We start from the raw sequence: 19,363 nt of genomic DNA, 5'->3' as shown, positions 1-19,363 counted from the left end.
GGTATGGCGGGATTGTCGCTTGAGTTCAGCGTCGCGGCACGGCCCGGCCTGCTAGGACGATTCGGGAGGTCCCGCCAGCGCGTGTTGGCGTAGCAGGTGATCACAGAGCACCAGCGCCACCATGGCTTCGACCATCGGAACCGCGCGCGGCAACACACAGGGATCGTGGCGGCCCTCGGCCTCGAGCTTCACCGCTTCGAGCTTCGAATTCACGGTGTCCTGCTGCTTGTGAATCGTGGCGGTCGGCTTGAAAGCGGCGCGCAAGACGATGGCCTCGCCATTAGAGATGCCGCCTTGTACGCCACCGCTGCGGTTCGATGTCGTGCGCACGCGACCGTCTTCGACCGTGAAGGGATCGTTGTGCTCGATGCCGGTCAGGGTTGTCCCCGAAAATCCCGAGCCGATCTCGAAACCCTTGCACGCCGGTAGTGAAAGCAGAGCCCCCGCGAGGTCGGCTTCCAGTTTGTCGAACACAGGCTCGCCAAGGCCGGGAGGTACGCCGTGAGCCACGCAGGTGACCACGCCGCCGAGGGAGTCGCCCGCTTTGCTCGCCTCGTCGATGCGCTGGATCATCTCGTCGGACGTTTCGGGATTCGGACAGCGCGTGATCGTCGCTTCGACCGCTTCGCGCGTCACGCTCATGGGGTCGGATTTGGCTTCGATCGTATGTACCTGACTGACGAAGGCGATCACCTCGCCCAGGCCGAACGCGCGCATCACCTGTCGCGCGACCGCACCTGCGGCTACACGTCCGATCGTCTCGCGCGCACTGGCGCGACCGCCGCCCTGCCAGTTGCGAATGCCGTATTTCGCTTCGTAGGTGTAGTCCGCGTGCGACGGTCGGTAGACATCGCGCATGTGCTCATAGGCCGACGGGCGAGCGTCCTTGTTGCGCACCAAGATGCCGATCGGAGTGCCGAGAGTTCTTCCTTCGAACACCCCCGAGAGGATTTCGGCCCTGTCCTCTTCCTGGCGGGGCGTCGTCAGGCGGCTCTGTCCGGGCCGGCGCCGATCGAGCTCGAGCTGGATGTCTTCCAGGTCCAGGGAGATGCGCGGCGGACAGCCGTCGATCATCACGCCGACCCCTCCGCCATGGGACTCGCCCCATGTGTGGATCTGAAACAGTTTTCCGAAGCTCGAACCCATACCGATGAGCTTAGCAACCCAACCTACGATTTGTTCTTGCGGAGTAGTACGTAGGTGGCTCCGGTGCCTCCGTCGCCGGGCAGGGCGCTCGTGTAGGCCAGGACCGTATTGCGGGCCGGGCCGCGTGCGAGCCAGCGTGGCAGGCTCGACTTGAGGACAGACTCGCCACCGGGGGAGTTGCGGCCCCGGCCGTGCACGATCCTGACGCAGCGCAATCCGCGCGCAAAGGCGCTGGCGACGAACTTCTCGACGCGCACGCGCGCGGTTTCGCGGTCGCTGCCGTGCAGATCCAGGTTCTCCTGGGCGGCGTATTCGCCTCGACGCAGGCGCCGCCGCACTTGTGGATCCAGGCCGGGTACGGCTCCCTCCAGGAACTCGTCGGACTGCTCCATTTCAAAAGGCAGCTCGCCCGAGACCAGCGCGTCGAGTTCTCGGATCACCTCGCGTTCCCGCTGTGACAGGGAAATCGGCGCGGGGGCCTGTACTGCCGGTGGCAGTTGCCCGTGCTCCAGTGGCTGAATGTCCGAGACTTCCTCGGCGAACAGACCGGCGTCTTCGTCCGCGCCGCTCTTGCGCTTGCCCTCTGACATGCCAAAAGATTAGCAAAAATGGGGGCTTACCCGTCGGGCTCTGGGCCGGTGCCGGTGCTGCAGGCGAGTGCTTTGCGCGTCAGTTTCGACAGCGGCAGCTGGGAGAGTTCCGCGCGGCTACACCAGCGCGCCCGGTCGGAGAGCGCGCTTCGCAGGCGGCCCGAGACGCGTCGCAGTTCCAGAACGCTCAGAGTCAGGGCGCGATGGCTGAAAACGTGGCGAACCCCGCCGAGCTTCGGTCCGGCCTGGCTGTTGAGCCCCGTGGCGAGGGCGATCTGCTCGACGAGTGCGCGTGGGTCCTCGCCGAGTACGGAGGGCATCTCCCACAGGCCGCCCAGCAATCCGCGTGCGGGTCGGCGCATCATCAGCAGGGCGCCGTCGCGCCGCCGCAACAATCCGCAGATCGCGTTCACTTCGGGAACCCGAGGTTTTGTTCGCGGCGCGGGGAATTTCTCGGGCGTGCCGAGAGCGCCCGCTTCGCAGTCGTCCCGCAACGGACAGGAGCTGCAACGGGCTTGGCGCGGGGTGCACAGCGTCGCCCCGAGTTCCATGAGCCCCTGGTTGAACAGACCCGGCTCTCTTCCCGGAACCAGTTGGGCTGCGATCTTCCAGACGCTTGCCGTCGGGAGATGTGGCTCGGCGAAGAGCCGCGAAATCACGCGCGTAACATTGCCGTCGACGATGGCGGCCGGTTGAGCGAAGGCGATGCTGCGCAGTGCACCCACGGTGTAGGGTCCTACACCGGGAAGGGCGGAGAGGGCATCTGCGTCGCTGGGGACGCGTCCGCCATGCTCGGCAACCACGATCTGGGCGGCGCGCCGCAAATTGCGCGCGCGCGCGTAGTAGCCCAGACCGGCCCACTCGCGCAGTACGTCCTGTTCATCTGCAGCGGCCAAGGCCTCGACCGTTGGGAAGCGCTCGCAGAAGCGTTCGTAGTAGGGGATGACCGTCTCGACGCGGGTCTGCTGCAGCATGGCTTCAGAAAGCCAGATGCGATACGGATCGTCGGTTCGTCGCCACGGGAGGTCGCGTCGCGAGCGTTTGTACCAACTCAGCAGGCGCCGTCGGATGCGATTGCGTGTGCTCGCCTCGAGCGAGCTCACGGGTTCAGTTCTCCTTGGTCGGGCGTCGCAGCTTCGGTTCGATGTGCTCGTTGATCCAGCGCTCATCAAACCACTCCAGCGGGTCCACGAACAGGCCGCTCACGATCATGGAGAAGTGCAGATGGTCGCCCCCGGCCAGTCCGGTTGCGCCGGTCTTGCCGAGTTCTTCCCTGAGAGAAACGACCTGTCCCTTCTCGACCGCGATCTCCGAGAGGTGTCCGTACAGACTGAAGAGTCCGAGACCGTGGTCGAGGATCACGCAATTGCCGTAGATCCCGAGATCGTCGGCGAACACCACCACACCGTCGTTGGCGGCCGGAACCTTCGCGTGCGATGTCGAGGCCAGATCGAGTCCCAGATGCGTCTGTTTGTCGACCGGCTTGCCGTTGTGCATGTACGTTCGACGCTCGGCGAAACCCGCGCGACGCTGTGAGCTGGGTAGCTGAAGAAAGCGCCCGCTCCAGATCCGGTCGCCACTCGATTGGCTTGTGATCTCGCGAATCGTGGCCGCGTTCTCGTTTCGCATATCGCGATTGATCTTCAGATAGTTCTCGACCGGAGACGATCCATTGGCCGAACCGAGCAGTTCGCCGATCTTCCGGTTGATGAACGAATCCGAGAGCCGGATCGTGTCATTGGCAAAGCTGCGATCGATCAGTTCGACCGTCAGACCCACGGACGATTCATTGCCCGCGAGGTCGGTTGCGATGACTTTCGGGCGAGTGGAGTCTTCCAGATCGGGCGGCAACGCGTAGAGCGCCAAGAAAACGGAGGGATCCTCCGGGTGAGGAAACCCCGGGAAGAACAGATCGCCGAGGGCGACGCCGTGCTTCTTCACTTTTTCCCGGAGCGAGTACACGACCATCTCGGAACCGCCGCGTCGCACGTAGGTGAGCCCGGTGGCCAGGGAAACGCGCGGCGCTTTGGTGTCGATGTGAATTTCGATCTCGACCTCTTGGGTATTCCCGCTCCACGACCAGTCGCGCACCCAGGCGTGCAGGGTCGCGGGTCCGTCCCCCAGGCCCAGTTCCTTCGGCTTGATGCTCGCAGTCGCGGCGCGCTCGACCCGCATATCTGCCCCTGTGAACACATTGCCGGGGTAGGTCTCGTTCAGGAGTTCGTACTCCTGATCACCGGTCGAAAGCCAGACACGCATCGCCTCGAGTCCGGTGCCTTCATCGGATAGGCGAAACTCGTGCTCGTATTCCTGGCCAACCCAGACAGGCGCAACCAGCGTTCGAATTTGCGGCTCGGCCTGCTCGAAGCGGGTCATCAGATAACCCGCACCGAGTCCCAGCAGTCCGATCAACAGCAGCCAGAGAACACGCAAATCAGATCCCCCTTCGGGCCGCGTCATGCGGCACAGAGCGACTACTCGTCGTCATCGCGGAGTTTCGCAAGAACGGAATAGTCCTCTAGAGTGGTCGTGTCACCCGCCGTCTCTCGACCGGCGGCAATATCGCGCAGCAGGCGGCGCATGATCTTGCCGGAGCGCGTCTTCGGCAGAGCGTCGGTAAAGCGGATCTCGTCGGGTCGTGCGACCGGACCGATCTCCTTGGCCACGTGTTTCTTCAGCAGGTCTTCGAGTCCCTCGGCCTCCTTGAAGGAGCCATCGAGGGAAACAAAGCACACGACGGCCGTTCCCTTCAGATCGTCGGGTCGGCCGACGACTGCAGCCTCGGCCACAGCGTTATGGGAAACCAATGCGCTCTCGATCTCCATTGTGGAAAGCCGGTGGCCTGCGACGTTCATCACGTCATCGACGCGTCCCATCACCCAGAAATTTCCGTTTTTGTCTCTGCGCGCGCCGTCACCGGCGAAGTACAGGTTCTTGAACTTGGACCAGTACTGTTCCTTGTAGCGCTTGGGATCGCCGTAGATGCCGCGCAGCATGCCGGGCCAGGGTTTGGTCAGCACCAGGAATCCGCCTTCATTGGGTCCGACCGACTCGCCCGCTTCATTGACGATATCCGGGAAGATCCCGGGGAAGGGTCGGGTTGCGGAACCCGGTGTGGTCGCCACAGCACCGGGAATCGGCGAAATCAGGATTCCTCCGGTCTCCGTCTGCCACCAGGTATCGACGATCGGACACTTATTCTTGCCGATCATCTTGCGGTACCACATCCACGCTTCCGGATTGATCGGTTCCCCGACCGTGCCGAGCAGGCGCAGTGACTTGAGCGAGTACTTCTTGACATGCTCGTCGCCCCACTTCATGAAGGAGCGAATTGCCGTGGGTGCGGTGTAGAAGATGGTGACCTTGTATTTGTCGACCAGCTGCCAGAAACGATCGACCCCGGGATAGTTGGGTGCACCTTCGTACATGACGGTAGTCGCCCCGTGGGCGAGTATCCCGTACACGACATAGGAATGGCCCGTGATCCAGCCGATATCGGCTGTGCACCAGTAGGTGTCGTCCTCTTTCAGGTCGAAGATGTACTTCGCCGTCGTGGCCACGTGCGTCAGGTAGCCACCAGTCGTGTGCAGGATTCCCTTGGGTTTTCCCGTCGAACCCGAGGTGTACAGAATGAAGAGGGGATGTTCGGAATCGAGCTTCACCGGCTTGCACTCGGCCGAAGCGTCTTCCATCAGGTCGTGCCACCAATGGTCGCGGCCATCCTTCATGAGGATGTTCTGGCGAGTTCGCTTGTAGACGATCACATCGCTGACCGAAGGCGCGCCGTCGAGTGCTTCGTCGACGATCTTCTTCAATTCCACGATCGAACCGCGCCGCCAGCCGCCATCGGCCGTCACCACGAGCTTCGCTTGCGCGTCGATGACGCGATCGCGGATCGAGTCAGCCGAGAATCCGCCGAAGATGATCGAGTGCACTGCGCCGATCCGCGTGCACGCGAGCATGGCGATCGCGAGCTCGGGAACCAGTGGCATGTACAGGATGACTCGATCGCCCTTCTTGATGCCACGCTCCAGTAGTACATTGGAGAACTTGTTGACCTCTCGAGACAGATCCCCGTAGGTCAGTACGCGCTCATCTCCGGGCTCGCCTTCCCAGATGATCGCCGCCTTGTTGCGGCGCCAGGAGTTATCGCCCTCGAGGTGCCGATCGATGCAGTTGTAGCTGACGTTCGTCTTGGCGCCTACGAACCATTTCGCAAAGGGTGGCTTCCAGTTCAGGGTCTTCTTCCAGGGAGTGAACCAGCTGACGTTCTCCTTGGCCATTCGCGCCCAGAATCGCTCGGGACTCTTTTCGGCTTCCTTGACCATGCGGTTGTAGGCCGCCTGTCCGGGAATATTCGCTTTCCTGGAGAAGTCCTTGTCGGGCTTGAAAATCCGCTTTTCCTTGAGCGCCGATTCGATTGCGATGTCTTTGGCCATGCGTCTCCCCTATTCGCGCATCCACGCAACGAGCTCGTCGATGCGTTTTGGAATGCCGGCAGTCAGAATTTCAAACCCGTCGTTGCCGATAACGATGTTGTCTTCGATGCGTACGCCGATCCCGCGCAGGTGCTCCGGCGTTTCCTTGGAGGTCGCGCTGAAGTACAGGCCGGGCTCGACCGTGAAGCACATTCCGGGCTCGAGCGGACGAGGCTTGCCTTCGACGTGGTAGTTGCCCACATCGTGTACGTCCATGCCCAGTAGATGTCCGGTGCCGTGCATGTAGAAGGGCTTGTAGGCTTCCTTCTCGATCAGTTCGTCGAGTTCACCTTCCAGAGCCTTCAAATCGACCAGTGAACCGACCAGGCTTCGCACTGCGGCTTCGTGAATCTGCGGCAGCTTCACACCCGGTCGGATTGCGTCGATGGCCGCGGTCTGGGCGTTGAGCACGGCCTGGTAGACGTCGCGCCCCGCGCCCGTGAATTCGCCGTCGACCGGATAGGTGCGTGTGACGTCCGAGGCGTAACCCTGAAGTTCAGCACCTGCGTCGATTAGAACGAGCTTTCCCGCGGACAGCGGGTCGCGGTTTTCCGTGTAGTGCAGGATCGTTCCGTTTTCGCCGCAGCCGACGATCGAGCTGTACGCGGGACCCGAACCCCCACGCCGCCGAAACACGTGAAGCAGTGCCGCTTCCAGCTCATACTCCCAGGCTCCCGCACGACATAGTTTCGCCGCCGCCTGATGAGCTTCGAGTGAGATGTCGGCGGCTTCTCGCATCAACGCGAGTTCGGCTTCGGACTTGCGAATTCGCATTTCGTGCAAAACGTCATGCGGAGAAAAGATCGCGCCCGGAGCGATGACGCCGCGACGTACGCGCCCGCGAACATCGGCCAGAGCCGCCACTACTTTGGCGTCGAGTCCCTGATCCAATCCGAACGTGTGGAACAGGCGCGAGCGATTCTCGATCAGGCCGGGGAGTCTTTCAGAGAGCCGTCCGATATCGAACGACTCGTCTGCTCCGTAGAGTTCGCGGGCACCCTCGACGCCGGGCCGGCGGCCGTTCCAGGTCTCCATCTCCGGATTGCGCGGCTGGACGAAGAATTCGAAACGAGTGGCGCTGAACACGGCCACGGCTTCGGGCTGGTCGAAGCCAGTCAAATAGAACAGGTCGGAGTTCTGGCGGAACGGGAAATCGGTGTCGTTCGAGCGGCGCCGCAGGGTCTCGCCAGCGATCAGAGCCACTCCATCGCCCAGCCGGGCCTGGAACTCGGTACGGCGCTGCGCAAATTCGTCGCTGGAAATCGGAACGATCAAATCGGACTCCCCGAGGGGCTCCCCGGAGCCGGATGGCTCCCGCGAAAATACCTCAGTGCGCCCCGAGAGTGCATATCTCCGCCAGTGGAATCACCAGCCTGCCTGTATCCCCGCCCGCCCACAGACCTGTCGCAAGCGTGTTCAGCGGAGCGGAACCGCGCTTCTGCGAGGTTCGTCAATCCTTCGAGGAACTGTCGCGCGAGCCGCGTCGACGTCCGCGCCGGTTCCGCCTGGCACCACCATCGTTGGACTGCGGCAGATTGGCAGCGTGTTCCTGCGCGTTGGCTGAAACCTCCAGGACCTCCGCGCCAAACGCGTCGACCCACCAGCCCTTCATCGGCCCGAGAGCGCGTAGCGCCTCCAGGTCTTTGGGCATGGCCCATGCGATCTCCTCCAGCCCGGCGTTCGGACAGAAGACGCCCGGATCGAGTTCCAGTTCCTTCGAGCGTCGGGCTCGCCACTTCTTGAGCTGCGCCAGGCGCTCATCGCCTCGGCGATCCAGGCGGCGCCGGCCGTTGTTTACCGGCGGTTTCTTGGTCAGCGGCGGATGCTCTGGGCCTTCCACGCCCCGTTGGACCGCTTCCAGCAAGTCCTGGCCCATGCGCCGCAGCACGAGTTCGGTGATGCCCTTGCGATTGCCGAGTGCGCGCCGGGTGGCGGGTGGATTCTGTGCCAGATCCAATAATGTGCCGTTGCCCAGGACTTTGAACGGTGGCCGGTCGAGCATGCGCGCGCGCTTGTCGCGCATCATGAAGACTTCGCGCATGATGGCGAGTTCGCGTGGATCGAGTTTACGCGCACCCTTGATGCGCATATAGCCCTGCTTGTCGAACTCGCGCTCGGGCCAGACACGTTCTTCCAGAGTCGTGAACTCGGCCTGGGCCCAGGCCAGGCGCTTCTTTTCCTTGAGTTCCTTTTCGAGCCTCGCCGTGATCTCGATCAGGTAGATGACGTCGGAAGCGGCGTACTCTGTCTGGGCTTCACGTAGCGGGCGCCGCGACCAGTCCGTGCGCTGCTGATCCTTGGACAGCTTCACATCGAAGTGACGTTCGACTAACGCGCCCAGGCCGACGGCGTTATACCCGAGCAATTGCGCAGAGACCATCGTGTCGAAGATGTTGCGAACGCGGATGCCGGCGCTGCGGAAGAGCATGTACAGGTCGTACTCCGCGGCGTGGAATATCTTGCGCACGCCGGGATCTTCGAGCACGGGCTTCAGCGGATCGAGCCCGTTCTCGCCCAGCGCGAGCGGGTCGATCAGGAAGATGCCCGCACGCGCGCCGACCTGCAGAAGACAGAGCTTGTCGTAGTAATGAAAAAAGGAGTCCGCCTCGGTATCGACGGCGATCACCTTCTCTTTACCCAGCTTCTTCGCGAGATCTTCGAGCTTTTCGGGTGTATCAATGAACCCGTAATCGGACATGGGGCCTTGCAGGATTCCTTCTTTAGCTGACGCCTGAAGCGCGACGCGGGAGGGAGATCCAGCGACCCAGGCAAGGGACGTGGATTCTAACGGCCCCCTCGGTTCTGGCCAAGCAGAGAAGACGTCTACGAGATGTGTGAAAGGGGACACACCCCGGCCCAAATCGATTGTTGGGTGCCGGTTTGCCCTCTATCGATCTCAGGGTGTAATTCCCCGCGCACGAGTGATTCGGGCCGGTCTGGGCACGAGTGGGCGTTGCAATCAAGCACCGGCGCAGGAAGCGGCGAGTGCCAGGATGCCGATTGCCAGACCCAGGGCGAAGCCGATCATGACGATCGTGATCTGCACTCCGATCGCCTTGCCCAGGGAGTCCGTCACCATCCCGCGCAAGACCGCGATGTTGAGTGCAAAGCCGACTCCCGCATTCAGGCTGAGGAGTCCCAAGGCCCCGGATGCACTGATGGATTGCGGATCGGGGACCAGTGCGACCTGCAGGGTCATCTGGGCCAGTCCGCTGAGCAGGCCCTGGAGAAGGGTCACGCCCATGGCCTTGGGCATGGAAGGAGCCTCTTCCACGCCCACCATCTGGCAGGCGATCTTGAGAAAGAAGGCGGCAATGACCAGACCCACAATCACGAAGAGCAGAAGGGCTCCGGCGATGCCCGCCATGGCGGCTACCGAGAGCGGACCCATGGCGTCCATGATCGCGTCGAAGTCCGGCCCGTCAGGGCCCATGAATTTCTCTGGATCGAACTGGGCCTTTGTCGGGGTGCTCTCGGCCTGTCCTTCGGGGGTCTTTGGAGCGTAGCGCTCGTCCAGCCCGTCGATCACCGACAGGTCGGCTCCCTGGTCGAAGCTGTCGCGCAGATCGTCGATCTGATCGCGGTACTTCTCGGGTACGCCGTAGACGGAGTCGGCAAAGTGTTTCTGGCCCTTGTCGTCCACCCAGCGGTAGAACTCGTCGGCTCCGGCCGAGCTCGCGGCCGCGCTGATCAACAGCACGGAAAACAGTGCGCAGAAGAGGCTTCGAACTCGAGTGTTCTGAGTCATAGGGATCCACTCCTGATCGGTTGCGGACGGCGGCGCCAGACTCCTTCACCACGATCGACATCTGAAACATCGACCCGGCGAGCCCGCAGATGAAACGGGTATGCGGCGAGAGTCTCGCCGGATCTCTGGGCTATCCTCCCGCCCCGGTCCCGAGGCATCGAGCCCGGCTCCGACAGTGAGGAACCCATGAGCTGCGCACTTACGCTTCTGAGTGATGAAGAACAGATCTTTCGCGAGACGATTCGCGAGTTTTCCGAGCGCGAGCTGGCACCGCGCGCTGCGAAGATGGACGAGCAGGGCCACTACGATCCCGAGGTCGTGGAGATGCTCTTCGAACTCGGTGTCATGGCAATCGAGACACCCGAGGAATGGGGAGGGGCGGGCGGGAGCTTTTTCTTGTCGGCGCTCGCCGTCGAAGGGATCTCACAGGCCGATGCCTCGGTCGGTGTGCTCGTGGACGTGCAGAACACGCTCGTGGCAAACGCGTTACTGCGTTGGGGCAGTGATTTGCTCAAGGAGAGATTTCTGGGCGCGATGGCCGGGGGCACGGTTGCTTCGTACGCGTTGTCAGAGGCGGCCTCGGGTAGCGACGCTTTTGCGCTCCAGACCCGCGCGGTCGAAGACGGCGATGCCTACGTACTGACCGGGCGCAAGCTCTGGATTACCAACGCGGCCGAGGCCGGGATCTTTCTGGTCATGGCGAACGCGGATCCGGAATCCGGTTATCGCGGCATCACTACCTTCGTAGTCGAGCGCGACATGCCCGGCTTCACGATCGGCAAGAAGGAAGACAAGCTCGGCATCCGCGCGAGTTCGACGTGCGAGCTGATCCTGGAAGAGGTGCGTGTTCCGAAGGACAGTATCGTTGGCAAGGTCGGACAGGGTTACAAGATCGCAATCGAGACGCTCAACGAGGGTCGTATCGGAATCGGTGCGCAGATGGTCGGAATTGCGCAGGGAGCGCTCGACGACTCGCTGGCCTACACCGCGGAGCGCAAACAGTTCGGTCGACCGATCGGAGATTTCCAGGCCGTGCAGTTCGACCTCGCGCGCATGGCGACCGACATCGAGGCGGCGCGACTCATGGTCTACAACGCGGCCCGGCTCAAGGACGCGGGGGAGCCATTTCTTACCCAGGCGGCGATGACCAAGCTTTTCTGTTCCGAGGTTGCGGCGCGGGTCACGTCCATGGCGGTCGAGATGTTTGGCGGAGCTGGTTATACCCGGGAGTACCCGGTCGAGAAGCGTTTCCGCGACGCGAAGATCGGCAAGATCTACGAGGGAACGAGCAACATGCAGCTCCAGACGATCGCCAAGCAGTTGCAGAGAGGTTCATGAGCCGACGTCCCCTCGTCTGGATACTCGACGCGCACTATCAGATCTTTCGCGCGTACTACAGCATGCCGGACCTGCGCACGCCCGATGGTGCAGCGATCGGCGCATTCCGAGGTTATACCTCGGCGCTCGTCAAGTTTCTGACGAAACAGGCGCCCACTCACGTGGTTGCGGCTTATGATCACGCGATGACCAGCTTTCGCAACGAGCTGTACGAGTCCTATAAGGAAGGTCGTACCGAAGCACCTGAAGAGCTCGAACCGCAGTTCGAGCTCTGCGCTCAGGTCACGCAGGCCCTGGGAATTCCGGTGCGCCAGCTGGAGAGATACGAAGCGGATGACGTGATCGCCACTCTGGTCGGGGCGCTCGTCGATCAGGGCGCTGACGTCATGATCATTACTGCGGACAAAGATCTGGGTGCGCTGGTCTGCGATCGCGTCGCGCTCTTCGATTTGAAGAAGGAAGAAGCCTCGGGGGTGAAGGAGATGGAGGCGCGCATGGGTGTGCCGCCCGAACTGATCCCGGACTTTCTGACACTGGTCGGCGACTCAGTCGACAGTATCCCCGGGGTAAAAGGAATCGGTGCCAAGACCGCTGCCGCGTTGCTCAATCACTTCGGATCGATCGAAGAGATCCCTCGCGACGCTGCGGAATGGGTCGGAGTGGATCTGCGCGGTGCCAAGAGCATTGCCCGGAAACTGGCCGGAGCCGACGAAGCCATCGCACTGTCGCGCGAACTGGTGCGCATGCGCGACGATCTGCCCATCGACTCCTCGCTGGAGAACTTTCGCTACCTGGGTGCCGAGAAGGCACAGCTCTCCGCGCTATTCGGGAGGCTGGGAGTGAACAAGGTGCTCGATCGCGTGCCGCGGTTTCGCGAATGATCGCCAACGTGCTTTCCGCATCGCGGCTGGCGATGGTGATGCCATTTGCATTGCTCATCTCGCGCGGAGATCGTCTGTCGATGCGCATCGCCGCCGTGGTCTTCGCACTGGCGATCATCACCGATCTGCTCGACGGCCCGATTGCGCGACGCACGGGCAGCGAGAGTTCCTTTGGCCGCGCACTCGATCACATTGCGGACTTCCTGTTCGTGATGAGTGGGCTCGTGGCCGCCGCCGCGCGCGGACTTCTTCCCTGGGCGCTGCCGATTCTGGTGGCCATCGCGTTTCTTCAGTACGTGATCGACTCGATCTGGGGGCACGGCAAGCGCGAACTGCGCATGAGCCAGTTAGGTCGTTGGAACGGTGTGCTCTACTTCGTTCCGATCGGCGGGATCATCCTCTTCGGGATGGGGAACGACTATCTACTGGCGCCGACCATCTGGGTTGCGCGGCTGCTGGTGATTACGACCGTGCTGTCTATTGTGGATCGAGCTGTGGCTCTTCTGAAATCTCGCCGAAAAGCTCGCGATTCGCGCGACGCAAGAAGATGAGTCCGATGGCGGCGTTGAAGAAGATGAAGAAGTTATGCTGAACCACGCCGAACGCCGCTGCTTCGCCTTTCTGCTCGGGGAAGACCACTTCCGCCCAGAGCGTGATTGCGACCGAGCGCATGGGAAGGGGCATCGCCGCGCCGAAAAAGATCATCGGCAGAAAGCCCAGCATCTGCAGTAGCGTCGTCTCGAGCCCGAACAATCCCGCTGCAGATTTGTAGATGAACACGGCCGCGATCAGCGCGGGAGAGCGCAGCAGGATCACGACCAGGTAGTACCATGGCCTGGCCTGACGGAACGCGCGAAACAGCGGTCGATCGCGCAGTTTGCCGGCCTTCAGAAGTGCGCCACTGAAAAACGCCGTGAAGACCACGAATACAGCCACGGCCGCGCCCGCAATCCAGGGGATGGCGGAGAACTCCTCGGGCAGTTGATCGCTGCTGATCCCGTAGCCAATCGTCGCCCACATGAGCAGGTAGTAGAACTCGCAGAACATGATGAACAGCATGCTCGAGCCGACTTCCCAGCCCGGTACCCCGTAGCGCCGGTTCAGGTAGAGGCCCATCGCGCCTTTGCCGACCTGCTCGTTGACGATCGACAAGATGTAGCTGCTTCCGCGGATCGGCAGGATTTCGCCGTAGCTGACGCGGGTGTTGAACCAGTTGATGACCCGCCAGACGATCAACGAGTCGACCAGGAAGAACAGCAGCGAGTAGGGAACCATCAGCGCCAGCCAATTCGGCCAGTCGACGCTCGCGAACGCTCTTGTCAGATAGGCAAACACACTCAAGCCTTCTCGGGCGGCCGGCCCCGCGAGCCGGCTGTACAGGAACCCGAAGCAGGCAATCGTGATCAGCCACGGCAGAGTCTGCAGGATGAGCGATCGGCGCCCGCTTTTTCGGCCACCCTCTGCCTGGCTCATCATTCCTCCCAGAGCGCGAAGCTCTCGCGCAGAGTTTCATCCAGCGGGCGCAGTTCGATTCCCAAGGCCTGTGCGGCGCGTTTGGCGTCGAGGTTGACGTCCAACTCCATGACCTCCATCACTTCAGGAGTCATCCCGCCTTTTGCAAGACGCTGCTTCAGAGCGAGCGCGAGCTTGATTGGACCGGTCGGGATCGGAACGATGCGTTGACTGACGTTGCGCAAGCGAGCGCCGCACGAGATCACGGCGTGGACCGGCATGGATTCCGGACCGACGGTATCGAGTACCTGATTACAGGCACAGCCCGTATCAGACGCTGCATTGAGCGCACCATCGGCGAGATCGCGCGCGTCGATGGGTTGATCCCGATGGCGTCCACCGTTGTTGAGCAGGAGCAGCTTCTGACCGGTTTCACGGACGAGCGCGCGAACGCCGTGCGAACGACAGGCCAGCACCATCGGACAGCGCAAAATGGTGTACGGCATGCCGGATTGGGCCACCATCTGCTCGGCTTTGGCCTTGCTGTGGAAGTAGCGATTCCGCGAGGTGATATCCGCACCCACCGCACTGACCAGCACGAGTTTCGCAAGCCCCGCAGCTTTCGCCGCATTGACTGCAGCGCGCGTCGTCTCGACGTTGGCGGTTTCGTAGCTCGAAGTCGCGCTCTCGATCAATAAACCGGGCAGGTGGATCAGCGCGCTCGCGTCCGCGAAGGCCTTCGCGAGCGTCTCGGGCGAGGCGTAGTCGATCAGTGCAATGCGTCCGCGATCTTCGGGAATCACGGGCAGTTCCCCTGCGGCCCGCTCCGATCGCACGGCCGCAATGACCTCGAGATCGTCGCGCAACAAAGCCCGTTCGAGCACGACTTGACCGACGGCGCTATTCGCACCCGTGATGACGACGCGCGGACTCACTTCAAACGAACTTCCCGCGTCCGATGATCGGCCAGACCGCCTCGACATCGTCACCGCGCAGGGCGTAGTAGCGTTCGTGCAAATTGATCGTGGTATCGCTGTGACTCGGCAGTAGCTCGATGCGATCACCGGGCTGTAGATCGAGTTCCTCTCCCTCGTCGATCAGGATGTGTCCGTGCTCTTCGGATAGCCCTACACAGCGCAGTGGTAGAGTCGCTCCCTCGGGCATACCGAAGTCCTGACTGAGTGCCTTCACGCCACAATCGGTGACCAGAAGACGGCCTCGCCGGTGAATGATGGTAGTGACGATGGTCAGCGCGGGTTCGAACTCTTTGCGAACCTTGCCGTACGCCCCGTCCATGAACACATAGCTACCCGCCTGGATTTCGGTTACGCCGGGGCTGCTTCCGGTCAGATCGTGTGTTCCGGTACCCCCCGCGCTGACGATCTCGGGTTCCAGACCGGCCTCGACCAGTGCCTGTCGGTGTTCCAGGAGTGAGGTCGTGGCCGCTTCGGCCAGTTCCTTGCGCTTGGCGGCGTCGGGAATCAGGACAGCATGACCTTCGTAGCCCATGATTCCGCGGTACTCCAGAGCGCTCGCCACGATCCGCCGGGCCAGTTCCACCGTCTGCTCCGCTGTTTCGGTACCGCAGCGATGCATACCAGAGTCGACTTCGATCAGTGCTCCCAGACGCACCTCGCCGCCCGCATCCTTCAGAGCCGCATCGAGTGCTTCGACCTGCTGCGCGCTGTCGACCGCGACGATCAGTTCGGGTACGCGCGCAGCCAGCGTGACGGCGCGCTTGGATTTGATCGGCCCGACGATCTGATTGGCGATCAGGATCGAAGTCCGGATGCCCGCATCCGCGATCGACTCCGCTTCCCCGAGCTTCGCGCAGGTGATGCCGATCGCACCGGCCTCGAGCTGTAGCTTGACCACCTCGGCGCACTTCGGCGATTTGAAGTGTGGGCGAAGCGACGCGTCGCGCCCCGCGAAAAAGCTCGCCATGGATTTGATGTTCCGGCCGACGCGATCCAGGTCGAGCAGCAAGGCCGGCGTATCGATGTCTTCCCGCTTCATGAAGGAATGCTAGCATGGCCGCGTGATCCGACGTCTCCCATACTGGGTGGCGGCCGTCGCCCTGCTGGCCGCGCTCATCGGCCTGAGTTTCGAGTCGCGCAGGGTCGCCCACGGCTTCCAGATGCTTCCCGGCCAGGTTCCTGTGGCGATCTGGGAGCCGGGACCCGCTCGCGGGCACCACGCCGCTTCGGATTTCGATCGCCCGATTCCGGTGGTCATTCTGTGCCACGGCTTTTCCGGGAATATCCAGATGATGAGCACCCTCGCTCGGCGTCTCGCGGGCGCCGGCTATGCGGTCATCACGCCGGATTTTCGCGGCCACGGCCAGAACGCCAATCCGTTTGCAGGGACTGCATCGGCCGGAGGGTTGCTGGCCGATATCGATGCCGCGCTGCTCTACGCGCGCATGCAACCGCACTACGATGGGCAGCGCATTGTCCTGGCCGGTCACTCGATGGGTGCGTCGGCCGTACTCGAGCACGCCCAACGCGATACGGGAGTGGCGGGTGTGATCGCGATCTCGGGGGGGGCGAATGCCGACCGGTCCCTATCCGCCTCCGAACGTGTTGCTGATCTGGGGATCCGGGGACCCGGCGCGCATCGCCTCGCGAAGCCGTGCCGTGGGTGCCAGGCTCACCGGACAGGCCCAACTCGTGGCCAACCGTACCTACGGTGACTTTGAACGCGGTACGGCAGTACGCGTCAGCGAGGTCGACGGCGCGGATCACCTGACCATCTTGACTGCACAGGAAGCGGCGGATCGCATCGCGTCCTGGATCGCGAAGTCGGTCGGTCCGGGCGTCTCGGCGCGCCCGGAGTTGAGCGGAAGCGATCCCCGCGCGAGCTGGGCCTTGCTCGGGCTGCTCGCGAGCGTGGTGCTCCTCTGGGGTCTGCCCGAGGCAATCGCTCCACTGGGCCGGCGAGTGGTGCAGACCGCTCCCCAACGGCCTCTTGTCTGGCTGGTTTCGCTGCTCGCCGTACTGCTCTTCGTGAGCGCACTGATTGGTGCGACCGATGCGCGCATCTCCGGAGGCATCCTGCAGTTCATGCCCATGCTCGTGGTGCGCGAACTATTCGCGTTCCTGGGTCTGGCGGGTGTGCTGCTGCTGGTCATCGCCGGGCGCTACGGCCGCGCGCGAGCCGAGGGTCTGGGCGACTATCGCACCTGGATCGCGGGCGGGCTGTTGTTCGCGTTCGCGTACGTCGCGATCGGAACCCTGGCAAACTCGTACAACAATCTCTTCCCCGCATCCCACCGTCTGGTCTGGTGCGCACTCGGCACGCTGATCCTCCTGCCCTATTTTGGTGTACTGGAATGGGTGCTGCGCGGACCCGGCCGAACCGGGGTCTGGCTGCCGATCGTCGGAAAGCTGCTCACACTCGCCGCCCTATTCGGCGGTGCGCTCAGCGGTCTCCTCCCCGGTGTGGTTCTGCTGGGTGTTGCGCCGATTGCGCTCTTCTTCGCGCTCTTCGAACTGGTCGCCTATCGGCTATCGCGAGTCAGCCCCAATCCCTGGACAGCGGCGCTGTTCCAGGCGGCGTTCACGTCCGTCGCCTTCGGGGCGATCATGCCCTTCACCGGTTAGGCGTCGAGATCACGCGGGCAGATGAGCTGTCAGTTCGAGAACTCGCAGGTATTGCCGCTCGGAAATGGGCTCGGGATAGGGGAGCGCCGGCTCGATCGGCGGGGGAGCGGATCGGAGCCCAAGTAGAAAATGGCCGCAGAATTGTGTTTCGTTAGTAATCATCCTTTTCCAACCAACCTTCAGTCTGTGGAGGCGAGCTGACTGTGGCCGTTTCAGATCATGTAAACCTGGAAAGCTTCATTTCGGGCGTCGAGCGCCGCAATCCCGGTGAAACCGAATTTCATCAAGCCGTTTTCGAAGTAGCGTCAAATGTCTTTGAGTTCATCAGCGACAAAGAGATCTACCACCAGACCCAAATTCTGCGCCGCATCGCCGAGCCGGATCGCATAATCATTTTTCGTGTTTGCTGGGAAGATGATAGCGGCAACATCCGGGTCAATCGGGGCTATCGGGTTCAGAATAACAATGCCATTGGTCCCTATAAGGGCGGAATACGTTTCCATCCTTCTGTAAATCTCAGCATCTTGAAATTCCTGGCCTTTGAGCAAACCTTCAAGAACAGTCTGACCGGCCTGCCGATGGGCGGTGGCAAGGGGGGAGCGGATTTCAATCCCAAGGACAAATCGAACAATGAGGTCATGCGCTTCTGTCAGTCATTCATGACCGAGTTGCATCGACATATCGGTGTGGAAATCGATGTTCCCGCCGGTGACATCGGGGTTGGCGCCCGTGAGATCGGCTTTCTGTTCGGTCAGTACAAACGCCTGAGCAATCGTTTCACTGGGGTATTGACTGGCAAAGGCATGGAATTCGGCGGCAGCCCGATTCGTACCGAGGCCACCGGCTATGGCACCGTTTACATGATGGAAGACATGCTCAAGCATCGCGGCGAAAGCATGGACGGGCGAGTATGCCTGGTGTCGGGAGCCGGTAACGTAGCTACCTATGCCGTGGAAAAGCTCAACCAGCTCGGTGCAAAAGTCGTCACCATGTCTGATTCGTCAGGTTTTGTTTACGACAAGGATGGCATCGATGCCGATAAGCTCGCCTATATCATCGATCTGAAGACTAGTCGCCGCGCAGGATTGTCTGAGTACGCCGCTGAATATCAAGTCGAATTCTTTGCCGGTGAACGCCCCTGGCGGATTCCCTGCGATCTGGCATTTCCCTGCGCAACCCAGAATGAGATCAGCGCAGATGAATCCTTGCTGTTGATCAACAATGGTTGCATTGGCGTTTCCGAAGGCGCCAACATGCCCACCGATCAGAGGGGGATTGAAAATTTCATCGCAGCAAGATTATTGTTCGCGCCTAGCAAAGCAGCCAATGCTGGTGGTGTAGCCATCTCCGGACTCGAAATGAGTCAGAACAGCGCCAGAATCACCTGGAAGGAAGCTGAGCTGCAGAACCTGCTGCGCGAAATCATGACAAATATTCACGAACAGTGTGTAACGTACGGGCAACAACCCGGCTCCGACTACATCAACTATGTGAAAGGCGCCAATATCGCCGGGTTCATCAAGGTTGCCGACGCAATGGTCGCGTATGGAGTCGTGTAACGACTCTCGCAATGGGGGATTTGGAAACGGCCTGCGTTCCTGGACGAACGTTCGGTAAGCAGTGTTCTGTCAACTCGGAGCGGGATCTGCCGGGGGACTTTGCGGTTTGCACCATTGAGTACATACGCAAATAGCGTCCCCGCGCACCGAGCGGCATGCGGCTCTATGCTCGTCCCGCCTGGCGCAGTCGTTGGACGCAGCAAGCCAGCAAGATCCCGACCAGGGTGGGCGTCCACACCCTTCCCAGAGCGGGAACGGGCGTGCAGCCGCCGCTTCCGCACGCCGCTTCGACGATCGGATCAATGAATGGCGCGAGTACCGAGTAGTCTGCATTCCAAGTCCCACCCGGAGTCCAGCCAGCTCCGGCCCGTGCGATGACGAGATCGAGGCTCGGAATCACGATGATGAAACTCTCGTACAGGCCCCAGCTCCAATAGGCATCCAGGGGCACGCCCGGCAGAGTGCCATCCGCGTTGTTCCACCACAGCAGGCCGTAATGGTTGTTCGCATCCGGATAGTTCACCGGATCGTAGAGGCTCACGGAGGCGAGGCTCGGGTCTGCCACGCGG

18 protein-coding genes are annotated in these 19,363 nt (G+C 61.9%); 6 read left to right on the top strand and 12 right to left on the bottom strand.

Going from position 1 to position 19,363, the window contains the following annotated elements; translation table 11 throughout:
• Positions 1-51: 51 nt before the first annotated feature.
• The 8 genes from aroC to GY725_09090 form a co-directional block, all read right to left on the bottom strand.
• Positions 52-1,146: a chorismate synthase gene (gene aroC, locus GY725_09125; GenBank protein MCP4004344.1), complete on the bottom strand. Its 1,095-nt coding sequence runs from the start codon at positions 1,144-1,146 to the stop codon at positions 52-54.
• Between the two features lie 23 nt (positions 1,147-1,169).
• A complete protein-coding gene (locus GY725_09120) occupies positions 1,170-1,736 on the bottom strand; it encodes a DNA mismatch repair protein MutS (GenBank protein MCP4004343.1) in 567 nt (188 codons plus the stop codon).
• A 26-nt stretch (positions 1,737-1,762) separates the two neighbouring features.
• Positions 1,763-2,905 carry an A/G-specific adenine glycosylase gene (gene mutY / locus GY725_09115; protein MCP4004342.1) on the bottom strand — a complete coding sequence of 381 codons (1,143 nt, stop codon included), beginning with the start codon at positions 2,903-2,905 and terminating at the stop codon, positions 1,763-1,765.
• Complete coding sequence (locus GY725_09110; GenBank protein ID MCP4004341.1) at positions 2,844-4,169, bottom strand: M23 family metallopeptidase; 1,326 nt, start codon at positions 4,167-4,169, stop codon at positions 2,844-2,846. Before GY725_09110 ends, mutY begins: the two co-directional genes overlap by 62 nt.
• Before the next feature lie 41 nt (positions 4,170-4,210).
• Entirely contained in the window at positions 4,211-6,175 is a 1,965-nt protein-coding gene (acs, locus tag GY725_09105) for an acetate--CoA ligase (protein MCP4004340.1), read from the bottom strand.
• A 9-nt stretch (positions 6,176-6,184) separates the two neighbouring features.
• Positions 6,185-7,477, bottom strand: coding sequence for a M24 family metallopeptidase (locus GY725_09100; protein ID MCP4004339.1), 1,293 nt, complete (start codon positions 7,475-7,477; stop codon positions 6,185-6,187).
• A gap of 187 nt (positions 7,478-7,664) precedes the next feature.
• Positions 7,665-8,912 (bottom strand): ribonuclease D, encoded by a 1,248-nt coding sequence (locus GY725_09095; GenBank protein ID MCP4004338.1) that lies wholly within the window; start codon positions 8,910-8,912, stop codon positions 7,665-7,667.
• 261 nt (positions 8,913-9,173) lie between these two features.
• Positions 9,174-9,962, bottom strand: a complete 789-nt coding sequence (locus GY725_09090; GenBank protein ID MCP4004337.1) for a DUF4124 domain-containing protein — start codon at positions 9,960-9,962, stop codon at positions 9,174-9,176.
• Between the two features lie 186 nt (positions 9,963-10,148).
• On the opposite strand from GY725_09090, the gene GY725_09085 reads away from it, so the two are divergent.
• The 3 genes from GY725_09085 to GY725_09075 are packed head-to-tail and all read left to right on the top strand — an operon-like array spanning position 10,149 to position 12,732.
• Positions 10,149-11,300, top strand: coding sequence for an acyl-CoA dehydrogenase (locus tag GY725_09085; GenBank protein ID MCP4004336.1), 1,152 nt, complete (start codon positions 10,149-10,151; stop codon positions 11,298-11,300).
• Positions 11,297-12,181: an exodeoxyribonuclease IX gene (locus tag GY725_09080; protein MCP4004335.1), complete on the top strand. Its 885-nt coding sequence runs from the start codon at positions 11,297-11,299 to the stop codon at positions 12,179-12,181. Before GY725_09085 ends, GY725_09080 begins: the two co-directional genes overlap by 4 nt.
• Positions 12,178-12,732, top strand: a complete 555-nt coding sequence (locus GY725_09075; GenBank protein ID MCP4004334.1) for a CDP-alcohol phosphatidyltransferase family protein — start codon at positions 12,178-12,180, stop codon at positions 12,730-12,732. The genes GY725_09080 and GY725_09075 overlap by 4 nt, the downstream gene beginning before the upstream one ends.
• Here GY725_09075 and GY725_09070 read toward each other — a convergent pair.
• The 3 genes from GY725_09070 to GY725_09060 are packed head-to-tail and all read right to left on the bottom strand — an operon-like array spanning position 12,659 to position 15,649.
• A complete protein-coding gene (locus GY725_09070) occupies positions 12,659-13,654 on the bottom strand; it encodes a hypothetical protein (protein MCP4004333.1) in 996 nt (331 codons plus the stop codon). The genes GY725_09075 and GY725_09070 overlap by 74 nt on opposite strands.
• A complete protein-coding gene (locus tag GY725_09065; protein MCP4004332.1) occupies positions 13,654-14,568 on the bottom strand; it encodes an NAD(P)H-binding protein in 915 nt (304 codons plus the stop codon). Before GY725_09065 ends, GY725_09070 begins: the two co-directional genes overlap by 1 nt.
• Position 14,569: 1 nt before the next feature.
• Positions 14,570-15,649 (bottom strand): DSD1 family PLP-dependent enzyme, encoded by a 1,080-nt coding sequence (locus tag GY725_09060; protein ID MCP4004331.1) that lies wholly within the window; start codon positions 15,647-15,649, stop codon positions 14,570-14,572.
• A 22-nt stretch (positions 15,650-15,671) separates the two neighbouring features.
• Here GY725_09060 and GY725_09055 point away from each other — a divergent pair, with 22 nt between their 5' ends.
• The 3 genes from GY725_09055 to gdhA all read left to right on the top strand — a co-directional run bounded on the left by GY725_09055 (position 15,672) and on the right by gdhA (position 18,794).
• Positions 15,672-16,325 carry an alpha/beta fold hydrolase gene (locus tag GY725_09055; GenBank protein ID MCP4004330.1) on the top strand — a complete coding sequence of 218 codons (654 nt, stop codon included), beginning with the start codon at positions 15,672-15,674 and terminating at the stop codon, positions 16,323-16,325.
• The gene (locus tag GY725_09050) at positions 16,270-17,235 is read left to right on the top strand and encodes a hypothetical protein (GenBank protein ID MCP4004329.1); all 966 of its coding nucleotides are present in this window, start codon (positions 16,270-16,272) and stop codon (positions 17,233-17,235) included. Before GY725_09055 ends, GY725_09050 begins: the two co-directional genes overlap by 56 nt.
• A 203-nt stretch (positions 17,236-17,438) precedes the next feature.
• Complete coding sequence (gene gdhA / locus GY725_09045) at positions 17,439-18,794, top strand: NADP-specific glutamate dehydrogenase (protein ID MCP4004328.1); 1,356 nt, start codon at positions 17,439-17,441, stop codon at positions 18,792-18,794.
• Positions 18,795-18,957: 163 nt separating this feature from the next.
• Here gdhA and GY725_09040 read toward each other — a convergent pair whose 3' ends face one another.
• Positions 18,958-19,335 carry a hypothetical protein gene (locus GY725_09040; GenBank protein MCP4004327.1) on the bottom strand — a complete coding sequence of 126 codons (378 nt, stop codon included), beginning with the start codon at positions 19,333-19,335 and terminating at the stop codon, positions 18,958-18,960.
• Between the last annotated feature and the right edge of the window lie 28 nt (positions 19,336-19,363).

The organism is bacterium (assembly GCA_024226335.1).
Classification (GTDB): Bacteria; Myxococcota_A; UBA9160; order SZUA-336; family SZUA-336; genus JAAELY01.
This window is presented reverse-complemented; position numbering and strand designations above follow the sequence as displayed.